This window comes from Deinococcus depolymerans (genome assembly GCF_039522025.1).
In the GTDB taxonomy this organism is placed as follows: Bacteria; Deinococcota; Deinococci; order Deinococcales; family Deinococcaceae; genus Deinococcus; species Deinococcus depolymerans.
The window spans coordinates 479,555-499,355 of record NZ_BAAADB010000003.1 but is presented as its reverse complement, the minus strand read 5'-3'; the positions used below and the strand labels follow the sequence as shown (position 1 = coordinate 499,355).

The 19,801-nt window shown below is 71.5% G+C and carries 19 protein-coding genes; 10 read left to right on the top strand and 9 right to left on the bottom strand.

Features of this window, described 5'->3' with window-relative positions:
• Positions 1 to 137: 137 nt before the first annotated feature.
• From ABDZ66_RS02710 to ABDZ66_RS02700, 3 genes are all read right to left on the bottom strand, one after another.
• Positions 138 to 1,151 carry a LacI family DNA-binding transcriptional regulator gene (locus ABDZ66_RS02710; protein WP_343755757.1) on the bottom strand — a complete coding sequence of 338 codons (1,014 nt, stop codon included), beginning with the start codon at positions 1,149 to 1,151 and terminating at the stop codon, positions 138 to 140.
• Between the two features lie 319 nt (positions 1,152 to 1,470).
• Positions 1,471 to 2,262, bottom strand: a complete 792-nt coding sequence (gene proC, locus ABDZ66_RS02705) for a pyrroline-5-carboxylate reductase (RefSeq protein WP_343755755.1) — start codon at positions 2,260 to 2,262, stop codon at positions 1,471 to 1,473.
• Positions 2,263 to 2,387: 125 nt separating this feature from the next.
• On the bottom strand, positions 2,388 to 4,607 hold the full coding sequence (locus tag ABDZ66_RS02700) for an HD domain-containing phosphohydrolase (RefSeq protein ID WP_343755753.1): 2,220 nt from the start codon (positions 4,605 to 4,607) through the stop codon (positions 2,388 to 2,390).
• A 252-nt stretch (positions 4,608 to 4,859) separates the two neighbouring features.
• On the opposite strand from ABDZ66_RS02700, the gene ABDZ66_RS02695 reads away from it, so the two are divergent.
• Both ABDZ66_RS02695 and ABDZ66_RS02690 read left to right on the top strand, forming a co-directional pair.
• Positions 4,860 to 5,669 (top strand): 50S ribosomal protein L11 methyltransferase, encoded by an 810-nt coding sequence (locus ABDZ66_RS02695; protein WP_343755751.1) that lies wholly within the window; start codon positions 4,860 to 4,862, stop codon positions 5,667 to 5,669.
• Positions 5,666 to 6,394: a 16S rRNA (uracil(1498)-N(3))-methyltransferase gene (locus tag ABDZ66_RS02690; protein ID WP_343755749.1), complete on the top strand. Its 729-nt coding sequence runs from the start codon at positions 5,666 to 5,668 to the stop codon at positions 6,392 to 6,394. The genes ABDZ66_RS02695 and ABDZ66_RS02690 overlap by 4 nt, the downstream gene beginning before the upstream one ends.
• Before the next feature lie 20 nt (positions 6,395 to 6,414).
• Here the strand turns inward: ABDZ66_RS02690 and recO are convergent, their stop codons facing one another.
• Complete coding sequence (recO, locus tag ABDZ66_RS02685; RefSeq protein ID WP_343755747.1) at positions 6,415 to 7,152, bottom strand: DNA repair protein RecO; 738 nt, start codon at positions 7,150 to 7,152, stop codon at positions 6,415 to 6,417.
• Positions 7,153 to 7,283: 131 nt separating this feature from the next.
• Between recO and ABDZ66_RS02680 the strand changes: the two genes are divergently transcribed.
• Positions 7,284 to 7,712, top strand: a complete 429-nt coding sequence (locus ABDZ66_RS02680; protein ID WP_343755745.1) for a hypothetical protein — start codon at positions 7,284 to 7,286, stop codon at positions 7,710 to 7,712.
• A gap of 339 nt (positions 7,713 to 8,051) precedes the next feature.
• Positions 8,052 to 9,077 (top strand): GNAT family N-acetyltransferase, encoded by a 1,026-nt coding sequence (locus tag ABDZ66_RS02675; protein ID WP_343755743.1) that lies wholly within the window; start codon positions 8,052 to 8,054, stop codon positions 9,075 to 9,077.
• A gap of 21 nt (positions 9,078 to 9,098) precedes the next feature.
• On the opposite strand, the gene queA is transcribed toward ABDZ66_RS02675, so the two are convergent.
• Complete coding sequence (gene queA / locus ABDZ66_RS02670; RefSeq protein WP_343755851.1) at positions 9,099 to 10,241, bottom strand: tRNA preQ1(34) S-adenosylmethionine ribosyltransferase-isomerase QueA; 1,143 nt, start codon at positions 10,239 to 10,241, stop codon at positions 9,099 to 9,101.
• A 31-nt stretch (positions 10,242 to 10,272) separates the two neighbouring features.
• A complete protein-coding gene (locus ABDZ66_RS02665) occupies positions 10,273 to 10,821 on the bottom strand; it encodes a LabA-like NYN domain-containing protein (protein ID WP_078299597.1) in 549 nt (182 codons plus the stop codon).
• 266 nt (positions 10,822 to 11,087) lie between these two features.
• Here ABDZ66_RS02665 and ABDZ66_RS02660 point away from each other — a divergent pair, with 266 nt between their 5' ends.
• From ABDZ66_RS02660 to ABDZ66_RS02650, 3 genes are all read left to right on the top strand, one after another.
• Complete coding sequence (locus tag ABDZ66_RS02660; RefSeq protein WP_343755737.1) at positions 11,088 to 12,365, top strand: aspartate aminotransferase type Ic; 1,278 nt, start codon at positions 11,088 to 11,090, stop codon at positions 12,363 to 12,365.
• A 104-nt stretch (positions 12,366 to 12,469) separates the two neighbouring features.
• The gene (locus ABDZ66_RS02655; RefSeq protein WP_343755735.1) at positions 12,470 to 12,979 is read left to right on the top strand and encodes a MarR family winged helix-turn-helix transcriptional regulator; all 510 of its coding nucleotides are present in this window, start codon (positions 12,470 to 12,472) and stop codon (positions 12,977 to 12,979) included.
• A 138-nt stretch (positions 12,980 to 13,117) separates the two neighbouring features.
• Entirely contained in the window at positions 13,118 to 14,773 is a 1,656-nt protein-coding gene (locus tag ABDZ66_RS02650; protein WP_343755733.1) for a VOC family protein, read from the top strand.
• A gap of 70 nt (positions 14,774 to 14,843) precedes the next feature.
• On the opposite strand, the gene ABDZ66_RS02645 is transcribed toward ABDZ66_RS02650, so the two are convergent.
• The 3 genes from ABDZ66_RS02645 to lepB form a co-directional block, all read right to left on the bottom strand.
• The gene (locus ABDZ66_RS02645; RefSeq protein WP_343755731.1) at positions 14,844 to 15,572 is read right to left on the bottom strand and encodes a DUF2259 domain-containing protein; all 729 of its coding nucleotides are present in this window, start codon (positions 15,570 to 15,572) and stop codon (positions 14,844 to 14,846) included.
• 61 nt (positions 15,573 to 15,633) lie between these two features.
• A complete protein-coding gene (locus ABDZ66_RS02640) occupies positions 15,634 to 16,149 on the bottom strand; it encodes a hypothetical protein (protein ID WP_343755729.1) in 516 nt (171 codons plus the stop codon).
• Between the two features lie 79 nt (positions 16,150 to 16,228).
• On the bottom strand, positions 16,229 to 16,834 hold the full coding sequence (gene lepB, locus ABDZ66_RS02635) for a signal peptidase I (RefSeq protein ID WP_343755727.1): 606 nt from the start codon (positions 16,832 to 16,834) through the stop codon (positions 16,229 to 16,231).
• A gap of 124 nt (positions 16,835 to 16,958) precedes the next feature.
• Between lepB and ABDZ66_RS02630 the strand changes: the two genes are divergently transcribed.
• The 3 genes from ABDZ66_RS02630 (at position 16,959) to ABDZ66_RS02620 (ending at position 19,560) form a co-directional block, all read left to right on the top strand.
• Positions 16,959 to 17,300 carry an FKBP-type peptidyl-prolyl cis-trans isomerase gene (locus tag ABDZ66_RS02630; RefSeq protein WP_343755725.1) on the top strand — a complete coding sequence of 114 codons (342 nt, stop codon included), beginning with the start codon at positions 16,959 to 16,961 and terminating at the stop codon, positions 17,298 to 17,300.
• Between the two features lie 194 nt (positions 17,301 to 17,494).
• Positions 17,495 to 18,253 carry a DeoR/GlpR family DNA-binding transcription regulator gene (locus ABDZ66_RS02625; protein ID WP_343755723.1) on the top strand — a complete coding sequence of 253 codons (759 nt, stop codon included), beginning with the start codon at positions 17,495 to 17,497 and terminating at the stop codon, positions 18,251 to 18,253.
• Positions 18,254 to 18,291: 38 nt separating this feature from the next.
• Positions 18,292 to 19,560: an ABC transporter substrate-binding protein gene (locus ABDZ66_RS02620; RefSeq protein WP_343755721.1), complete on the top strand. Its 1,269-nt coding sequence runs from the start codon at positions 18,292 to 18,294 to the stop codon at positions 19,558 to 19,560.
• Positions 19,561 to 19,801 lie beyond the last annotated feature (241 nt).

Sequence of the window (19,801 nt, the reverse complement as noted above, 5' to 3'; positions counted from 1 at the left end):
AGCACTTCAGGCCAGCTCGACAGGTCCGATCGGATTGAACGGTATTTGCCACCCCTTCCACCGGAGTCCGTAGCGCCGGGCCCGGACGGAACGGTGCAGGCCGCCCATCCAACCGGACGTCAGGGGGGCGGCCGGGGTCAGCGGCCGCGGCGGCTGGCGACGGATTCGCGCAGCATCAGTTCCTGACGCGGCTCGAAGGGTTCGATCTCCTCACCGCGCAGGCGGGACAGGACGTAGCGGGCCAGCCACTGCCCCATCTCGGCCATGGGCTGCCGGACCGAGGTGAGGGGCGGCATGGTGTACGAGGAACCGGGCAGGTCGTCGAACCCCACCAGCGACATGTCCTCGGGCACGCGCAGGCCCAGGCGGTAGAGGGCCAGGCGCGCGCCGTACGCCATCTGATCGTTCGCGACGAACACCGCCGTCATGTCCGAATGCCCCTGCAGCAGGCGCTGCATGCCGATCAGGCCGCTCGATTCCTGGAAGTCGCCCTGCACCACCAGTGCCGGGTCGAAGCGCAGGCCGCGTTCCTGCAGGGCGTCGCGGTATCCGTCCAGTCGTTGCCGGGCGTCGGCATGGTCGGGCGGGCCGCTGATGTGCCCGATCACGCGGTGTCCACGACCGATCAGGTAGTTCACGAGGTCCCGCGCGGACTGCCGGTTGTCCATGGCGAGCGACACGCCGCCGTGCGCGCCGAGGTCGATGGCGCGGCCCAGCACGCCGACCGGGAGCCGGGCGGCCAGGGCGTGCAGGTCATGGTCCGGCAGCTGGCCGCCCAGGATGATCATGCCCTCGACGCGGCGGTTGAGGAGCAGCGCGACGGCGTGCTCTTCCTCGTCGGTGCGCCAGTGGCCGCTGATGATGATCGGGGAGTAGCCGCTGCCCATCAGGCCGCGCTCGATGCCGCTCAGGGCGTCGTTGTAGAAGGGGCTGGCGATGTCCGGGGTCAGGACGCCGATGCTGCCGGACGTGCCGGTGGCGAGGCTGCGCGCGAAGGTGTTGGGGGTGTAGCCGAGTTTCTCGATGGCGAGCCGCACCTGCCGGGCCTTGGCGTCGTTGACGCGGGCGGTGCCGTTCAGGATGCGGGAGACGGTGCTCGGGGAGACGCCGGCCTCGCGGGCCACCTCGCTGAGGGTCACGGCGCGGTTCATGCGCCGCTCTCCACGCTGGTGCGCCGCCGGTCCGGGCGGCTGGCAGGACACACGGAAGCCGTTTGACGCGACTTGAACGCTGGGAACATGTCCGCACTGTACCTGAAAGCGCTTTCAGATGCCAGGACCGCGCCCTCACGGGCGCCGCGCCGGCCGCCCACACGGATTCCGATTGTTTCGTTGACAGACCGGAACACCACCGATCTGTCAACGCCACGCCCGGAACCCACCTCTCTCGCGCTCGCTCTGCGTCGCAACTCCACGGGTCCGCTCGGGTCGAAAGTATCTGCGCGCCTTTCAACCGGAGTCCGTATCACCCTTACTCCTGATCGCGGCCCAGGTCGGTACCCCGCCGGGTCGCCTGCACGACCGCCTCGATCAGACCGCCCCGCACGCCGGCCGACTCCAGCGCCGCCAGTCCCGCGATGGTCGTGCCGCCGGGACTGGCCACCTCGTCCTTGAGCATGCCCGGGTGCGCGCGCAGCTGCAGCAGCTCGCCGGTCGAGACCAGCAGCTTGGCCGCCAGCTCGTTGGCCAGCGGGCGCGGCAGCCCCATGCGCACGCCCCCGTCCGCGAGCGCCTCGGCCACCACCGCCACGTACGCCGGGCCGCTGGCACTCATGCCGGTAAAGGCGTTGAACAGGTGCTCAGGCAGCTCGTAGGCGTCCCCCACGGCCGCGAACAGGTGGCGCGCGAACGCCAGGTCACCCGCGTCGGTCGCCTCACGCGGTCCCGTGATGGCCGTCTGACTGCGCCCGATGGTCGCCGCGAGGTTCGGCATGACCCGCACCACCCGTTTCGTGCCCAGCCGGCGGGCCAGCGCCGCCACGCTCACGCCGGCCATGGTGCTGATGTACCCGGTGTTCTCCTGCGCCAGCCAGCCGGCCGCCTCCGGGAACACGCGGGGCTGCAGGCTGACCAGCACCCGCTCGGTGCCCGGCAGCTGCGCGGGCGTGATGGCGCGCGCCCCGGTCCGCGCGGCGATCTCCTCGGTCCGGGCCGTGTTCAGGTCCAGCAGCCCGATCTCGGAGGCCGGGATCACGCCCCGGGCCACCACACCTTCCAGCAGGGCCAGGCCCAGCTTCCCCACACCGACGATCGCGAGCTTCATGCGGGCCAGTATAGGTGCGGCGCGCCCCCACGCCGCCCGCACCGGCCCGCAGATGTGCAGACCGCCGCCGGGGCCGCCCGGTCCAGGGCACCCGGTCCAGGGCGCCCGGTCCGCGGCCCGGCAGTTCAGTTCAGGGCCCCGAAGGGCGGCGCGGGCAGGCCCGCACCCAGCATGCCCAGGAAGGTCTCCACCAGGGCCGGATCGAGGTGCGTGCCGGCCATGTGCCGCAGTTCCCGCAGCGTGTCCTGCCGCGACCAGGGGGCCTTGTAGGGCCGCTCGCTGCTCAGCGCGTCGAACACGTCCACCACCGCGAACAGCCGCGCCAGCAGCGGAATGTCGCGGCCGCTCAGCCCGTCCGGGTAGCCCCCACCATCCCAGCGTTCGTGGTGGTGACGGACGATCTGCAGCACCTCGGGCGGCACCAGACCCTGTTCGCGCAGCAGCGTCTCGCCGATGGTGACGTGCCGCCGCATCCAGCGCCGTTCCGGGTCCGTCAGGGCACCTTCCTTGTGCAGCACGTCGTCCGAGATGGCGATCTTGCCCAGGTCATGCAGGTACGCGCCCCAGCGCAGGTGCGCCAGCTGCGTGCTGGGCAGGTCCAGTTCCTGCCCCAGCCGCAGCGCCAGGGCAGTCACGCGGTCCGTGTGGCCCTTGGTCTCGAAGCTGCGGTACTCCAGCACGCGCCCCAGCACGCGGAAGGTCTGCTCGCGCACCTGCGCGAGGTCCCGCAGGACCCGCTGCCGCTCGCAGGCCTTGCCCACCTGGGTCGCCAGGACGCTCAGCAGCGGCAGCGTGGCGGCCGGTGGCGGCGAGGCGTGCAGCAGGGCCAGCACGCCGGTCATCTGACCGCCCACCTGCACCGGACTGACACTCAGGAAGACGGCCGCAGCACCGGGCCGGCTGAGCTGCCGCGTGCCGCTCTGCCCGGCACTCCGGCGCAGCGCGGCCTGCACCTGCGGTTCCCCCAGCGCCGCCACGTCACCGGCCGACGCCGCGAGGTCCCGCCCGGTGTCTCCCGCGCCGGCCGGGCGGTCCGGCGGGCCGGGCACCGTCAGGTACGCGCCGCCCACCGCGCCGCCCGCGCCGGTCAGGTGCGCCAAACCCCGCCCGGCGATCTGGCTGGGAATCTGACTGTCACCCACGCTGTCGAGCACGCTGAGCAGCGTCGGCGAGAGCGTCACGGTTCCCTCCTGCCGCCGTTCCAGGCCGCGCGGGCCGGACGCATGCACCGGATCGCGCGCGGCGCGGCGCAGGGTCTCCCAGATCTGGTTGGTCGGGTCGCCCAGCCAGCCGTGCGGACCGGCCGGCAACTGGAAGGCCCAGGCGGCGTCCGAGACGCCCGGGCTGTTCAGCGGCACCAGCAGCGTCCAGCCGCCGGCCCCCCCCAGGTCCAGCAGCAGCGGCGCGGCCGGACAGGTCGGCCCGGCCGGGCTGCGCGTCAGGCGCAGCGCGCGGACGGCGCGGCACAGGCTGCCGTCGTCCAGCGCACCGGCCTGCAGCAGGGCGCCCTGGGGGGTCAGCAGGGCTGCGCCGAGCGCGCCGGTCAGTCGCTGCGCGGCCTGCAGGGTCTCCTCGGGCAACACATGACCGTCCCGCAGGGCCTGCGCGGCCCACTGCAGGTCCAGGCTGAGGCGGGCGGTGCGGGCCTCACGCGCCGCCCGCACCTGCCGCGCAGCGGCGCTGGCCGACACGAACAGCGCCTGCGCCGCCGCGTGCGCGTCCGGACCCGGGGGGCCGCTCAGCCACAGGCGGCCCAGCGTGGCGTCCGGCGGGCCGACCGTCAGGGCGTGCCGCAGCCCGGCGGGGTCGGGGCCGCCGGTCAGGTCACGGCTGAACAGGTCGAACCCGTCGCTGAGCTGGGCGCGGGTCACGCCGGCCCTCCGCAGGAAGGGCGCGGCCGCGTCCAGTGCCTGTGCGGGCGGCAGGGTCAGGCAGGGCAGCAGTTCGGCCGGCAGGTCGGTGGGCGGCGCGCCGTGCACGGTGACCCCGGCGTGCGTGGGGGCAGCGGGCCGCGCGGACCAGTCCAGCCGCACCTGCGCCGCGCCGGGCCGCACGGCCTCCAGCACGGCCGTCCCGGCCTGCCGGTGCGCGCCGGGCAGGCGCACGGCACTGTGCCTGGGCCGGCGTAGCGTGACCCGCTCGCCCCAGGCGGCGCGGTGGAGGTCGCGGGGACCGAGCGTGGCGAGCCACGGGAGGGCGGCGCGGGCCGCGCCGGCCGGCCATCCGGCACGCATGACCGCGCCGGGAACCAGGGTCAGGATCAGGTGGTCCGGCACGCTCCGGCAGTCACCTCCGTCCGGCATCCGGTCCGGTCCGGTGGTGTGGGTGTCGGTCCTGCGTGCCATCTGCGTCTCCTCCGGGCGGCCCGTGTTCCCCGGGAAGCCGGGGGGGGTCTGACTGGCAGTCTAAGGCCCGGACCTGAGTGGATGAAGGGGGCCGGGCCGCCCGGAGTCGAGTGCCGCTTCTGCCGCGCTACAGAAGCGTTACCGGACCCGCCTGCCCGCGTCGGGGCCGGGACACCGCCCGTCCGGTGCGTGCCGGCGTGGCCCAGGGCCGCTCCAGCGCCGACAATCCGGGAAATACCCTAGACTGAGGGGATGCTGGTCTACCACCTTCCCGGAACGTTCGAAACGCGCGAGGAGCACCTCGACCTGCTGTGGGAGGCCGGCGCGACCGGCCTGGAGGAACGCGCGGGCCTGATCCGCGCGTACTTCGACGAGCAGGCCGACCTGCCTGCCGACATCCGCGACGGCGAGTGGCGGGACGAGGCCGATCAGGACTGGCAGGCGGAATTCAAGGCGAACCTGCGGCCCGTGCCCGCCGGGCGCGTGACCATCGTGCCGCCGTGGCTGCGCGCCGAGGTGCCGTCCACCCAGGTGCCGCTGATCATCGAGCCGGGCATGGCCTTCGGGACCGGGCACCACGCGACCACCCGCATGGCCGTCGAGGCGCTCTCGGCGCTGGACCTGGACGGGCAGACGGTGCTGGACGTGGGCACCGGCAGCGGCGTGCTGGCCATCGCGGCGGCGCTGCTGGGCGCCCGCTACGCGCTGGGCGTGGATATCGACCCGGTCACCATCCCGATTGCTGCCGAGAACGCCGGGCAGAACGGCGTGCCGGAGGGCCGCGCGGCGTTCATGGTGGGCACGCTGGGCGACGACCTGCCGGGCGACGTGGTTCCGGACGGGGTGTTCGACGTGCTGGTCGCGAACCTGTACGCGGAGCTGCACGACCTGCTGGTGGGCGCGTACCTGGGGCACCTGCGCCCGTGCGGACCGCTGATCCTGACCGGCATCCTGGTCAGCAAGCTGCCGCTGGTGCAGGATGCCCTGGAGCGCGAGGGGTTCACGGACGTGCAGGTGCGGACCGACGGCGACTGGGCGCTCGTGACCGCCCGCAACGCATGACCGCCGACCGGCCCGACCGCCCCCGGCCCGATCTGCCGCGCCACCGGGTGCGGGTGCCGGCCCTGTCGGCGGTCATGACGCTGGGGCCGGGCGAGGCGCGGCACCTGCATGTCCTGCGCCTGCGCGCCGGGGACGCCCTGCGCGTGTTCGACGGTCAGGGCGCCGAGGCGCTCGCCACCCTGACCGAACTGGAGGAAGCGCGGGCCACGCTGCACCTGGGCGAGGCCATCGAGACGCACCTGGAAACGCCGCAGCCGGTCACGCTGGCCGCGGCCCTGCTGAAGGGCGACAAGCTGAGCGACGTGGTGCGCGCCGCCACGGAACTCGGCGTGAGCGCCGTGCAGCTGACCGTCACGGCCCGCGCGGACGCCCGCGAGATCGGCGCGCAGAAACTCGACCGCCTGAACCGCGTGGCGCAGGAGGCGGCCAAGCAGTCGCGCCGCAACGTGATTCCGCCCGTGCTGGCCCCCGTTGCGCTGGCAGGCGTGCCGCTGACCGGGCAGGTGTTCGTCGCGCAGCCCGGCTCGAACACCCGCCTGACCGACGTGCTCGACTGGTCGGCGCCCGTGACCCTGATCACCGGCCCGGAAGGCGGCCTGACCGACGCGGAGGTCGCGCGGCTGGTGGCGGGCGGCGCACACGCCGTGACGCTGGGGCCGCGCATCCTGCGGGCCGAGACGGCGCCGGTCGCGCTGCTGGGCGCCATCGCCGCACTGGGGTTGTAGAAACTGGGGGGTGTCGGCCGTTACGACGTGGGCGCCGCCTGCGCGTGCGGCACGAGCTGCCGCCAGGACTGGACGTTCCCGATCTGCACGGTCACGAACCGTTCCAGCGCCCGCCACAGCGCGGGCCGCTGCGCGTCGGGCAGCGGGGCGTCCATGCTGGCGCGCACGGTGCGGCGGGCCACGCCCTGCAGGAAGTCCAGCGCGTCGGGCGGGTATGCGGGCAGCGCGGCGCACGCGCGGCACAGCAGTTGCCCGCCCAGCGGGTCCGGGTGCGCCGGGTCGGGCGCGCGGCAGCGGGCGCAGTGGGTGGTCTGCGGGACGAATCCGGCCAGGGCCAGCAGTTTGTAACTCATGACCAGCGCCACCCATTCCGGATCCGGCTGGTGCGCCACGCCGCGCAGCGCCCCCGCGAACAGCTCGAAGGCCTGCTCGCTGAACTCGCCTTCCTGGAACAGCGCGTCGGCGAATTCGGCCATCAGGTGCGCGAAGGCGTAGCGTTCCGGCTGCGCCAGGGTGGGCAGCGCGCCCTCCAGCACAGCCTGCTGCACGCTGGCGAGGTCGTTGTGCGGGCCCTGGTACACCTGCACGTGCACGTGGTGGAACAGGTTCAGGCGGCTGGCGAGCGGGCCGCGCACGCCGCCGCGCGCCACGGCCTTCAGTTTGCCCTGCGGGGTCAGCAGCGACAGCAGGATGTCCCCGGCGGGCGTCACGCGGCGGCGGATGACGATGCCGCTGCGGTTGGCGGTGCGGGACCTCAAGGGCGCTGCCTGCGTGGCGGGGTGGTGCGGGGCAGGAGGCAGGTCACAGCCTCCAGTCTACTGCGCCGGTGCGGGCGACCCTGTGCCCGTTTCCACTTTGCTGCGCGGCGTCCGCTTCTACACTGGACATGATGAACGACCCGCACCGGAAGGAAGCCCGCGCGCGGGCACACGATGTCAGGGACCTGCTGCGCGAACTGTTCCCGGACACGCACCGCGAACTGTTCGGCGAGCAGGACGCCGCCCGGCCCGCCGCACCCACGCTGGGCCTGTACCCGGTCGCGGACGGCCGGCTGGCGCTGGTGCACGGCGAGCAGCTGGCCGAGTTCACGCCGCTGGACCCGAAGACGCGTGGCGTGCTGCACTGCGACCTGTGCCACTACACCCGCAGCCGCAGCGAGGCCGCGCTGTACCGCGTGCAGGTCGCCGCGCGCCGCACGCGGTACATGACGCTGTGCACCGCCACCGAGGGCTGCCAGAAACGCGCGGGCACGCGCGGGCTGGAATCCCTGGCAGGGCGCATCTTCCCCATCGAGCCGATCGGCCCGGACGATCACTGATACGGACACTGTTTAAGTACACTGCGTTTATCTTGTAGATAAACCGCGCGGAGCGCGCAGCAGAGGAAGGGCGTTGAAGCGGGAATGGAGGGATTCCGGCGTTTTCCCGGAATCTCGCAATGTTAGCTTCGACGCCCTTAAGCGCCAGAGCGGACAAGCATGAAACACGGTTTCTGTCACGCCATGCCTGCTCACCCCCTCCCAGCCTCCCCCCTCAAGGGGGAGGGGTAAACACGGCGTGTTCATCGCTGGTCTGATCTGAAGGGATGAACCTGTCCGCACCATTGATGAGCTGAATTGCGGATGCGCGGGGCGCGGGCGTGTGATCTGCTGCACGCCATGAGCGAGCACACCCCGCTGCCCTCCGCGCAGGGAACCCCCGCCGACCTGTCGTTCCGTGACGTGTCGTTTCGTGATCTGAGCACCGCCGAGTACGCGGCGCTGCTGACGCTGGCGCACCCGGAGAAACCGACGGACGCCGTGAATCTGGAGCGGCTGGCGGCGGGGCGACTGCCGGGCGAGCATCACTCGCAGCGCGGGGCGTTCCTGGGCGGCGTACTGGTCGGGGCGGTGCAGACGGGCGTGCCGGGCATGGACAACCACGACGGGTGGCTGGACCTAACGGTCACGTTGCACCCGGAGTACCGCCGCTCCGCGCTGGCCGACTCACTGGTCGAGTACGGCCTGGAGGTGCTGCGCGCGGCGGGCGCGCGGGTGGCCGTCACGCGCCTGCGGGAGGGCTGGTGGGAGACCGGGCACCTGCTACGGCGCGGCTGGGCGGAACACGACCGCATGTGGAGCAGCGTCCTGGACCTGCGCACCCTGGATTTCGCGGCGTTCGCGGACGAGGAAGCCCGCGCCCTGGCGAGCGGCGTGCGCGTCGTTTCGCTGGCGGACCTGACCGCCCCCGGCGCGGACCCCTGGGACACGCAGCCGCGCGAGCATTACGACCTGATCCGCGCCCTGCTGACCGACGTGCCCAGCGCGACTCCCGTGCAGGTCTGGCCGTTCGAGGTCTGGCGGATGCGGATGCCTCAGCGTGAACTGGACCCGCGCGGCCTGATGATCGCCGTCGCCCCGGACGGCACGTGGTTGGGCACCAGTCAGCTGGCGCAGACGCTGCCCGCCCAGCCGGGCCACCTGCACAACGGCCTGACCGGCGTGCGCCGCGAGTGGCGCGGCCACGGCCTCGGTCTCGCCCTGAAGCTGGCGGCGGCCCGCGCGGCCCTGGCACGCGGCTTCACGCACTCGCACACCGGCAACCACACCGGGAACGCCCCCATGCTGGCCATCAACAACCGCCTGGGCTTCACGCGCGAGGCGGCGACCGCCACCCTGAAACGGGCCGTGGAGGGTGATCAGTAGGAAGCGGGCCAGCGCCCACCTTCAGCGCGTCCCGCTGCCCGCCGCCTGCGTTCCACGCACGTTCGTCAGCAGCATGGCGTCGCCCAGCGAGTAGAAGCGGTACTCGCCGTGCAGGGCGGCGTCGTAGGCGGCGCGGATGCGGTCCTCTCCGGCGAAGGCGGTCACGAGCAGCAGCAGGGTGCTGCCGGGCAGGTGCAGGTTGGTGATCAGCAGGTCCGGGACGTTCACGGGCGTGCCGGGCGTGATGAAGATGCGGGTGTCGCCCTCGCCCGCGCGGACCTGCGTGCCGTCCCAGGCGCTTTCCAGGGTTCGGACGGTGGTGGTGCCGACCGCGATCACGCGCCGTCCGGAGGCGCGGGCGCGGTTGATGGCGGCGGCCGCCCCCGGCGTCACGGAGTAGCGTTCGGCGTGCATGGTGTGCTCGGCGACGGGGCCGGTGACGGGTTTGAAGGTCCCGGCCCCGACGTGCAGGGTGACGGTGGTGCGCTCCACCCCGGCGGCGTCCAGCGCCGCGAGCAGGTCCGGCGTGAAGTGCAGGCCGGCGGTGGGGGCGGCCACGCTGCCGGGCGCGCGGGCGTACACGGTCTGGTAGCGTTCCCGCCACGTGTCGTCACTGCTGCCGGGGTCGATGTAAGGCGGGAGGGGCAGGCGGCCGATGTCGTCCAGGTGGGGTTTGATGTCCCGGTCGAAGGCCAGGATGCGGGCGCCGTCCTCCAGTTGCCCGACCACGCGGGCACGCTGGCGGTGCTCGCCGTCGCCCAGCCACAGTTCGTTCCCGGCGCGGCGGGCGGGTTTCAGGTACGCACTCCACAGGTGCGGGCCGTGTTCGGCACTCAGGTCCGGGAGGTCCTCCTCGCGCAGCAGCAGCACCTCGACCTGTCCGCCTCCGTGTCCGGCGGCGTCCACGGGTTTGCGGGCCATGACGCGCGCCGGGATGACGCGGCTCTCGTTGAACACCAGCAGGTCGCCGGGGCGCAGCAGTTTCGGCAGGTCCCGGAAGATGTGGTGCGTGACGGTCTGCCCCACGACCATCAGGCGGGAGGCGTCGCGGGGTTCCGCGCCGGTCTGCGCGATGCGGTCGGGTGGCAGGTCGAAGTTCAGGCGGGCCAGGGTCGCGTCGGCAAGCGCGGCCTGTTCGGCGCTCAGGGTGGTGACGGGCGACATGCCGCCGGGCTGCGGTGCGTCTGGCACGGCCTCACTCCTCGGTCTTGCTGGCCTTGGGCGTGCGGGCGGGCATCAGGCCGTTCTCGATGTCGGGCAGGTGCGTGAAGCGGTCGGCGGCGTCGATGAGTTTCTGCGCGGTGTGCTCGCGGAACGCGATGACCTCCACGCGCTTGCCGCGTTCCTGCAGGACCTCGACGATGTCGGTGTAGTCGCCGTCGCCGCTGCCCAGCACGATGATGTCCATGTGGTCCATCATGCGGACCATGTCGGCCACGATGCCCATGTCCCAGTTGCCCTCGTAGATGGCCTTGCCGCCGTCCGTGACGTGGTGCAGCGTGAGGTTCATGCGGCGCACCTTGAAGCCCAGCGTGGACAGCTTGTAGATGAACGGGCGGGCGGTCGCCTCGTTCTCGCGTTCCACGGTGTAACTGATGGCGTGCACGAGTTCGCGGTCCTCGGTGGCGACGTTCAGGATCGTCTCGAAGTTCACGGTGCGTTCCAGCAGGTCGCGGGCCGAGTGGTAGAGGTTCTGGGTGTCGATGAACACCCCGACGCGCGGACGGTGAACGATGTACTGCATTGAAGGTCTCCTGTTGGGTGGTGCCTGGATTGGGCGGAACTCGGATTGGGCCGAAATCGGATTGGGCGGGGCTCAGTGTGCCGCAGCCGGGCAAAGGGCCGGGCGGCGGAAGGCAAAAGGGGGAAAGACGCAAAAGAGGGACGCTCGGCGCGGGGGCCGGGCGCCAGAAGTGTAACACCCGCCCGCCCCGGAGACCCCGCCCCCACCCCGGAAGCTGACCGCACAAGGGGGGCATCCCGGAAGGCGCGGGCCGTTACCCTGTGGGCATGACGAGCGACACGGTGAGCACGGGAACGGGACTGGAGCGGGCGCGCGCGGCGTACGAGGCGGTGCGGGCGCAGGGCCTGAAACTGAACATGCAGCGCGGACAGCCGGCCGACGCGGACTTCGACCTGAGTAACGGCCTGCTGGGCGCGCTGGGCGAGAACGACACGCACATGGACGGCCTGGACCTGCGCAACTACCCGGGCGGCGTGGCGGGCCTGCCGTCCGCGCGGGCGCTGTTCGGCGCGTACCTGGACCTGAAGCCCGAGAACATGATCGTGTGGAACAACGCCAGCCTGGAACTGCAGGGGTACGTGCTGACGTTCGCGCTGCTGCACGGCCTGCGCGGCGGGAAACCCTGGGCGGGGCAGGCGCCGAAGATGATCGTCACGGTGCCCGGCTACGACCGGCACTTCCTGCTGCTGGAGACGCTGGGCTTCGAGCTGCTGACGGTGGACATGCAGGCCGACGGGCCGGACGTGGACGCCATCGAGCGGCTCGCGGCGGCCGACCCGTCCGTGAAGGGCGTGCTGTTCGTGCCGACGTACTCGAACCCGGGCGGCGAGACCATCAGCGCCGAGAAGGCCCGCCGCCTGACCGCGCTGAGGGCGGCCGCGCCGGACTTCACGGTCTTCGCGGACGACGCGTACCGCGTGCATCACCTGTCGCCGGACCCGGCGGCGCAGGACAGGCCGGTGAACCTCGTGGCGCTGTGCCGTGACGGGGGCTTCCCGGACCGGGCGTTCGTGTTCGCCAGCACCAGCAAGGTCACGTTCGCCGGGGCGGGCCTGGGCTTCCTGGGCAGCAGCGAGGACAACGTGAAGTGGCTCTCGAAGTACCTGAACGCACAGAGCATCGGGCCGAACAAGGTCGAGCAGGCGCGGCACGTGAAGTTCCTCCAGACCTACCCGGGCGGGCTGGAGGGCCTGATGGCGGCGCACGCGGCGCTGATCGAACCGAAGTTCCGCGCGGTGAACGAGGTCCTGAGTGAGGAACTCGGCACGGACGGCACGTTCGCCACCTGGAAGAATCCGCGCGGCGGGTACTTCATCAGCCTGGATACGGCCGAGCCGGTCGCGGACCGCGTGGTTGCCCTGGCGGACGCGGTGGGCGTGAGCCTGACCCCGGCGGGCGCCACGTACCCCGGCGGGAAGGACCCGCACAACCGCAACATCCGCCTCGCGCCGACCCGCCCGCCGGTCGAGGAGGTCTACGTGGCGATGCGCGCCGTGGCCGCCTGCGTGCGGCTGGCGACCGAGGAGTACCGCGCGCGCGGCTGACGTGAACGCCGGCCCTGCGTGCGCCTGAACACTCCGTCCCCGGTCCACCCGCGACCGGGGGCGTTTACTTGACTTCATGAAGACTCGCGGCGACCATGGAGCTTATGCCGAACCGTTACGCTGGCTCACCCGAGGACCGAGCGGCGTTGGACGCCTACGTGAAGCTGTGGCGCGCGTCTCACGCCGTGGAGGTCGCCTCCAACCGGCATCTGGCCGCGCATAACCTGACCATCAGCCAGTTCGGGGTGATCGAGGCGCTGTACCACCTGGGACCGCTGAGTCAGCGGGAACTGGCCGAGAAGATCCTGCGGTCGAGCGGGAACCTGACCATGGTGATCGACAACCTGGAACGCGACGGGCTGGTGCGCCGCGACCGGGACGAGGTGGACCGCCGGATCATGCGGGTGTCGCTGACGCCGGAGGGCGAGGCGCTGATCGGGCGGGTGCTGCCGCAGCACGTGGCGGGCATCCGTGAGGTGTTCTCGGTCCTGACGGGCGAGGAACGCGATCAGCTGACCCGCCTGTCGAAGAAGCTGGGGCTGGCGCTGCGCGGGCGCGAGCAGGCCGAACCGGTCGGGGCCGGCAGGCGCCGGGGGGCGCGCGGCCGCGCCTGACCGGAACTGGTCGCGGAGCGGGGAGGGACCGGGAAGGTGGGTTCTCCCCGCTTCTGCGGTCGGGTGGTGGCCGCCAGGGAGCCTGCTCTGTGTAGCGCGGGCCACCTTTAATAGTTCAATGTTAAGTAGTATGGCTTCATGACCTCCCACTCCCCCGCTCCCGGCACCAGCCCCGTCCAGGGCCTGCACCACCTGACCGTCATGGCCAGCGACCCCCAGCGCAACGTGGACTTCTACACGCAGGTGCTCGGGCAGCGGCTGGTGAAGGTCACCGTGAACTTCGACGACCCCGGCACGTACCACCTCTACTACGGCGACCGGACCGGGCAGCCCGGCACGATCATGACCCACTTCCCCTGGCCCGGCGCGCGGCGCGGCGTGCGCGGCAACGGCGAGGTCGTCGCGCTGGCCTACTCGGTCCCGGCCGCCAGCCACGCCTACTGGCAGGCCCGCCTCGCGGGGCACGGGCTGAACGCCACCGCCAGCACCCGCTTCGGGCAGCAGGTCCTGACCTTCGAGGACCCGGACGGCACCTGGATCGAACTGACCTTCGACGACGGCGTGCCCGTGCAGCCCTGGCCCGCCTCGCCCGTCCCGGCCGACCACGAACTGCGCGGCTTTCATTCCGTGACCGCCTGGGTGCGCGACACGGACGCCGTGCGCCAGCTGCTGGTCGGGCAACTGGGCTTCACGGAGGTCGGCAGCGAACCCGACCCGGAAGGCACCCGCACGCGGTTCCGGGGCAGCGGGGACGGCGTGGGCCTGTTCGTGGACGTCGTGGAACGGCCGGGCCAGCCGCGCGGCACCTTCGGGGCGGGCAGCGTTCACCACGTCGCGCTGCGCACCCGCGACGACGCCGAGCAGGACGCGTACATGGCGTCCCTGAGCGAGGCCGGGTACCGCCCCACCCCGGTGCAGGACCGCCAGTACTTCCATTCCATCTACTTCCGCGAACCGAACGGCGTGCTGTTCGAGATCGCCACCGACGCGCCCGGCTTCCCGGACGACGAGCCGGTCGAGGAACTCGGGCGGCACCTGAAACTCCCGGCGTGGTTCGAGCCGCAGCGCGCGCAGATCGAGGCGCACGTGCCGCGCATCGTGAACCGCGAGTACGGCGTGACCATCGGCGGACGCGACCTGAACAGCCCGCCCGCCCCCACCCAGGACGGGCCTGACGGGCAGGGCGTGCAGGTCCTGACCGCCGGACGCCCCCTGGCCGACGCGCGGGTGGCGATGGTGCTGCTGCACGGGCGCGGCGGCACGGCGGCCGACATCCTGAGCCTGGAACGCGAATTCAACCTGAGTGCGTTCACGTACCTCGCGCCGCAGGCGGACGGGAACACCTGGTACCCGCAGTCGTTCCTGGCGCCCGTCGAGCAGAACCAGCCGCACCTGAACCGCGCCCTCGCCACCGTGGACGCCGTCATGGGCATCCTGGCCGCGCAGGGCATCCCGGCCAGCCGGGTGGTGCTGGGCGGCTTCAGCCAGGGCGCGTGCCTGGCGCTGGAGTACGCCAGCCGCAGGCCGGGCCTGGGCGGCGTGATCGCCTTCAGCGGCGGCCTGATCACCCTGGACCGGACCGGCGACCTGAGCGGCACGCCCGTGTTCATGGGCGTGGACCCCCGCGACGGCCACATTCCCCTGGCCCGCTTCGAGGAGACGGCCGCGACCCTCCGCGCGCGCGGCGCGGACGTGGACGCCCGCGTGATTCCCGGCCTGGGTCACACCATCAACACCGACGAACTGAACGCCGCCCGCGCCCTGATGAACCGCGTCGCCAGCACGCTGGCGTGATCGTGACAGGGTGATGGTTGATGGAGGACTCTGCGTGACTTCCATCAACCATCACCTGCTCACCATCAACCTACTTGAGGGTGGCGGCGACGTAGACGGGCACGGCGTCCGGCCCCTCGAAGCCCGGGATCAGGGCACGCAGGGTGACCAGCACGCGGTTGCCCTGCACGTCCACGCGTTCGACGGTGTACCCGGCGGCGCAGTTCAGCGGGTGCGCGGCGGGCCGGGCGGGCGTGAGGGGATCGGTATGAACGACCTGTCCGTTCACGCGGAGGCTGAACCCGGCGGGGCGGGTGCCGGGGGGCAGCATGTCCGGGTACGGGCAGGTGGTGTTCACGGCGTACACGTTCAGGCGCACGGGCACCGGCACGGTCCAGAGGCGCACGGGCGTGGTCTGGGCGTGCCCGGGGGTCACGGCGTCCTCCCAGCGGGGGTACGGGACCGGGTAGCTGCGGCGGTAGCGGGGGACGCTGGCAGGGCGGGCGGTCAGTCCGGCAGCGCGCAGGAAGGCCGGGACGGGCGGCGTGTCCAGCAGCGCGGCGCGGGCCTGCATGGCCGTGCCGTTTTCCAGGGTGCGGGCGCGGCCCAGCAGCGTCTGTCCGTTGCGGGTGCTCAGCACGTTGAGGCGGGCGGCACCAAAGCCGCTGCCGTCCTGCTCGCCGCTCACGACGGCCATGACCCGCTCACCGCTGGCGCTGAAGCGAACCTCGGTGACGGGCAGGCGTTCGTTGGCGTGGGCGCTGCCCAGGGCAGCCCACACCGTCAGTGGAATCAGCAGGGCCGGACGCCGTCGTCGCATGGCCGTACCGTACACCGCCCACACACCCAGGGGGGCGTGCGGGCGGCCTGCCGCAGGGGGGTCAGCGGAACTTGACGGTGGCGAGGACCTTGCTGAAGGTGCTGCTGGCCGCCGCGTAGCGGGCCGGGGTGTCGGTCAGCTGGAACGAGTACAGGTTCTTCGCGCCGATGCCGTACCAGACCCGCATGTTCAGCTTGCCTTTGGGGTGCGTGAGGGTGTACTCGCGTTCCAGGCCGTTCACGCCGCCGTAGCGCACGGTGCGGCTGGCGGTCTGTTTGAGGGAAGCGCCGGTGCTCCGGACGCCCTGCTCGAACTTCTGGAATTCGGTGGGGGCCGTCGGGTTGCCGCCGGCTTTCGCGGCGTACAGCAGGCGGATGAGGGTGGCGGGGGGGGCCTTGGCGGACACGGCGCTCACGCCGAGGGCGCCGTCCTCGAAGTTCACGCCCAGCCAGCCTTTGGGCATGCTGACGCTGAATGGCAGTTTGGGCGCGTTGATGGGCACGAGCGTGACGGGCGTCTGCGCGGCGGCGACGACCGGGAGGCTCAGGACGAGGAGGGCAGCGGTGAAAACCTTCATGAGAGGCACCGTATCAGCCGTGGATGAGTGCCCCGGTTGCCGCGCGTGAACGGCTGGCCGGGGTGGGGTCAGCGGCCGGTCAGCGGGGAATGGGGCCGGGCCGGGGCCACAGGCGCAGGTCGGCGGGTCCGGCGGCGTCCCGCAGGTCCACCGGTCCGTAGGCGCGGCTGTCGAGACTGGCGCCCAGGCGTCGGTTGTCGCCCATGACCCAGACCTTGCCGGGCGGGACGGTCTGCTCGGGCTGGTCGGCCACGTAGCCCTCGCTGGCGTAACTTTCGGCCAGGGGGCGGCCGTTCAGGATGACCCGGCCGTCCCGGATGGCGACCGTGTCGCCCGGCAGGCCCAGGACACGCTTGACGTTGTAGGGGCGGTGGCGGACGCCGGCGAGGCGTTCGAAGGCGTACTCGCTGTCGGCAGGGGCCTTGAAGATCAGCAGGTCGCCGCGGCGCGGGTAGGGGCCGGGGACACCCCAGGCGCGCAGCCAGCGCGGGTATTTCAGGAGCAGCAGCACGTCGCCGGTGTGCAGGGTGTCGTTCATGGAGTCGCCGTCCACGCGGGCCAGGGTGGCGCCGAAGGTGCTCAGGAGGTACACGGGCAGCAGGCCGCGCAGCACCCAGCGCCGCCACGCGCTGTCGGGTCTGGGCGGCGCCGGCCGGGGTGGGGGGGTCGGGAGGGCGGGCGTCACGGTGCCAGAAGGCTAGCATTCCCTCTGCCGGCCCCGGGGTGCCGGGTGGGGTCGGCGCGGCTGTCTTCATGGTCACTTCAGATGGGGTGGCGGGAGGGGGGCCGCAACCGTTACCCTGTCGCGCATGACTGCTGATGGGACGAACGGGCTGAAGGTCGAGAAGTACCACGAGGGAAACGGCGCTCCGGCGCAGGCGGGCAAGATGGTGCGCGTGCACTACACCGGCATGCTGGAGAACGGGCAGAAGTTCGATTCCAGCCGTGACCGTGGCGAGCCCATCGAGTTTCCGCTGGGCGTGGGCTACGTGATTCAGGGCTGGGATCAGGGGATCGCGCAGCTGAACGTGGGCGACAAGGCCAAGCTGACCATTCCGGCCAGCCTGGGCTACGGCGCGGCGGGCGTTCCCGGCGTGATTCCGGGCGGCGCGACCCTGATCTTCGACGTGGAACTCGTCGACGTCCGCTGACATCCGGCCGGAGGGAACGGTCCCTCCGCCGCTCCGTCCGTCCTTCCTGCCCCCTGGTTCTGCGGAACCGGGGGGTTTTCCTGTAGGGGGGTTGCGGGAGTGCGTGGGGGTCACCGGGGTCCGGACCTCTTGACGGCCCGATGAGAAAAACGTAAACTCCGAAAGTAACGAAATCCAAGTATCGGGGGGCTGCCTTGATAGATGCGCGCAGGAGCGAGATTTTATCGCTCGTGAATCAACATGGCGAACTGCCAGTTACGGAACTTTCGAAACTTCTGGGCGTCTCGGAAGTGACGGTCCGCAGCGACCTGAAAGTCCTGGCCGACGCCGGACAGGTGCGCCGCACCCGCGGCAGCGTCCGCCTGCCCATGGACGCCCGCCGCGAATCCCCCCTGGAAGAGACCCGCCTGGAACACAGCGCCGCCAAACGCCGCATCGGCCGGGCCGCCGCCGCCCTGATCCGCGACGGGGAAACCGTGTTCATCGACGTGGGCAGCACCACCACCGAGGTCGCCCGCGCCCTCTCCCCCACCCTGCAGGGCGTCACGGTCGTCACCAACGGCCTGAACATCGCGCTGGAACTCGAACGGCTGCCCGGCGTGCGCGTCATCGTGACCGGCGGCACGCTGCGGCCCCTGCAGCACTCGCTGGTCAGCCCCTACGCCCTGGACGTGCTGCGCCACATTCACGCCGACCGGCTGTTCCTGGGCTGCAACGGCGTGCACGCCGAGCACGGCGTCACCAACGCCAACCACGAGGAAGCCGAGATCAAACGCGTGATGGTCGCGCAGTCCCGCGAGATCGTGGTCGTCGCGGACCACAGCAAACTCGGCAAGATCAGCCGCGCGCTGATTGCCCCCACCGACCGCGTCAGCACCCTGATCAGCGACCGCAGCGGCCCCGCCCCACCCCCGGAACTGCGCCGCGCCATCCCGGAACTGCAACTCGCGTAGGCCCCCAACCGCTTTCCACCCATCCACGGAGGATGCCCATGAAGAAACTCGCACTGCTGACCGCCCTTGCCCTCGCCTCTGCCGCCTCGGCCCAGAGCCTGTCCGGCACCGTGACCGTCTGGTCCTGGGACGCCGCCGCCAAGGCCCTCCAGAGCACCATTCCCAGCTTCAACAAGAAGTACCCCAACGTGAAGGTCAACGTGGTCGACCTGGGCAACCAGAACGTGTACGACCGCGGCCTGGCCGGCTGCGCCGCCGGCGGCGCCGACATGCCCGACGTGTACTCCATCGAGAACAACGAGGCCGAGGTGTTCTGGGCGCGCTTCCCGGACTGCTTCGTGGACCTGAACACCCTGGGCGCCGACAAGGTCGCCAAGAACTTCCCCGCGTTCAAGTGGACCGAACTGATGGCCGGCAACAAACGCTACGCCATGCCCTGGGATTCCGGTCCCGTCGTGATCTTCTACCGCCGCGACCTGTACCAGCAGGCCGGCGTGAACCCCACCGCCATCAAGACCTGGGACGACTTCATTGCCGCCGGTAAGAAGGTGAACGCCAAGTTCGACGGCAAGGTCAAGATGGGCATCGTCGGCAACGGCCAGGACGACGAGTGGTTCCGCATGCTCGCCAACCAGAACAGCTGCTTCTACTTCGACAACGCCGGCACCAGCGTCACGGTCAACAAGCCCGGCTGCGTGGACGCCCTGAACACCGTCAAGAAACTGTACGACGCGCAGGTCGTCGCGACCGGCGACTGGGGCGGCCAGATCACGTCCTTCAAGTCCGGCAAGAGCGCCAGCGCCATGTTCGGCGCGTGGTACGAGGGCACCATCCGCACGAACGCCCCGGACCAGAAAGGCAAGTGGGGCGTGTACCCCATGCCCGCCAGCAAGCCCGGCGGCGTGCGCGCCGCGAACCTGGGCGGCAGCGCCCTGGCCCTGCCCGCGAGCAGCAAGAACAAGGCCGCCGCGTACGCCTTCATGGAAAACGCCCTCGCCACCACCGGCGGTCAGGTCGCCATGCTCAAGAGCCAGGGCCTGGTGCCCAGCCTGCTCTCGGCCACCAAGGACCCCTACGTGAAGGTCGCCCAGCCGTACTGGGGCAACCAGAAGGTCTGGCAGACCATCCTCGACACGCTGGGCGACGTGCCCCAGGCGCGCGGCACGCAGTACTTCCAGGACGCCCGTCAGGTCATGATCGTGGTGCAGGCCGACTTCCTCAAGGGCAAGTACAAGACCGCCAAGGAAGCCCTCGACGACGCGGCCAAGAAGATCTCCAGCGCCACCGGCCTGCCGGTCGCGAAGTAATAAGGACTCCGATTGAATGGGCTGCAAAGCCCGTTGGGTCCGAGCGAAGCGAGTGGGAGCAAAGCGGGTTCCGGACGTGGAGGCGGCAATCCGGTGAAGTTCCGGATTGTTGGCGAAACAAACGGAATCCGTATAAGGCCCAGTCCGGTCTGAACCCATGAGGGTGGGGCGGGGAGGGTGAGGCGCCGCGCGGGCGCCGTTCCCCCTCCCGCTCCACCTTCCGTGTCACCCGCTCCACCTT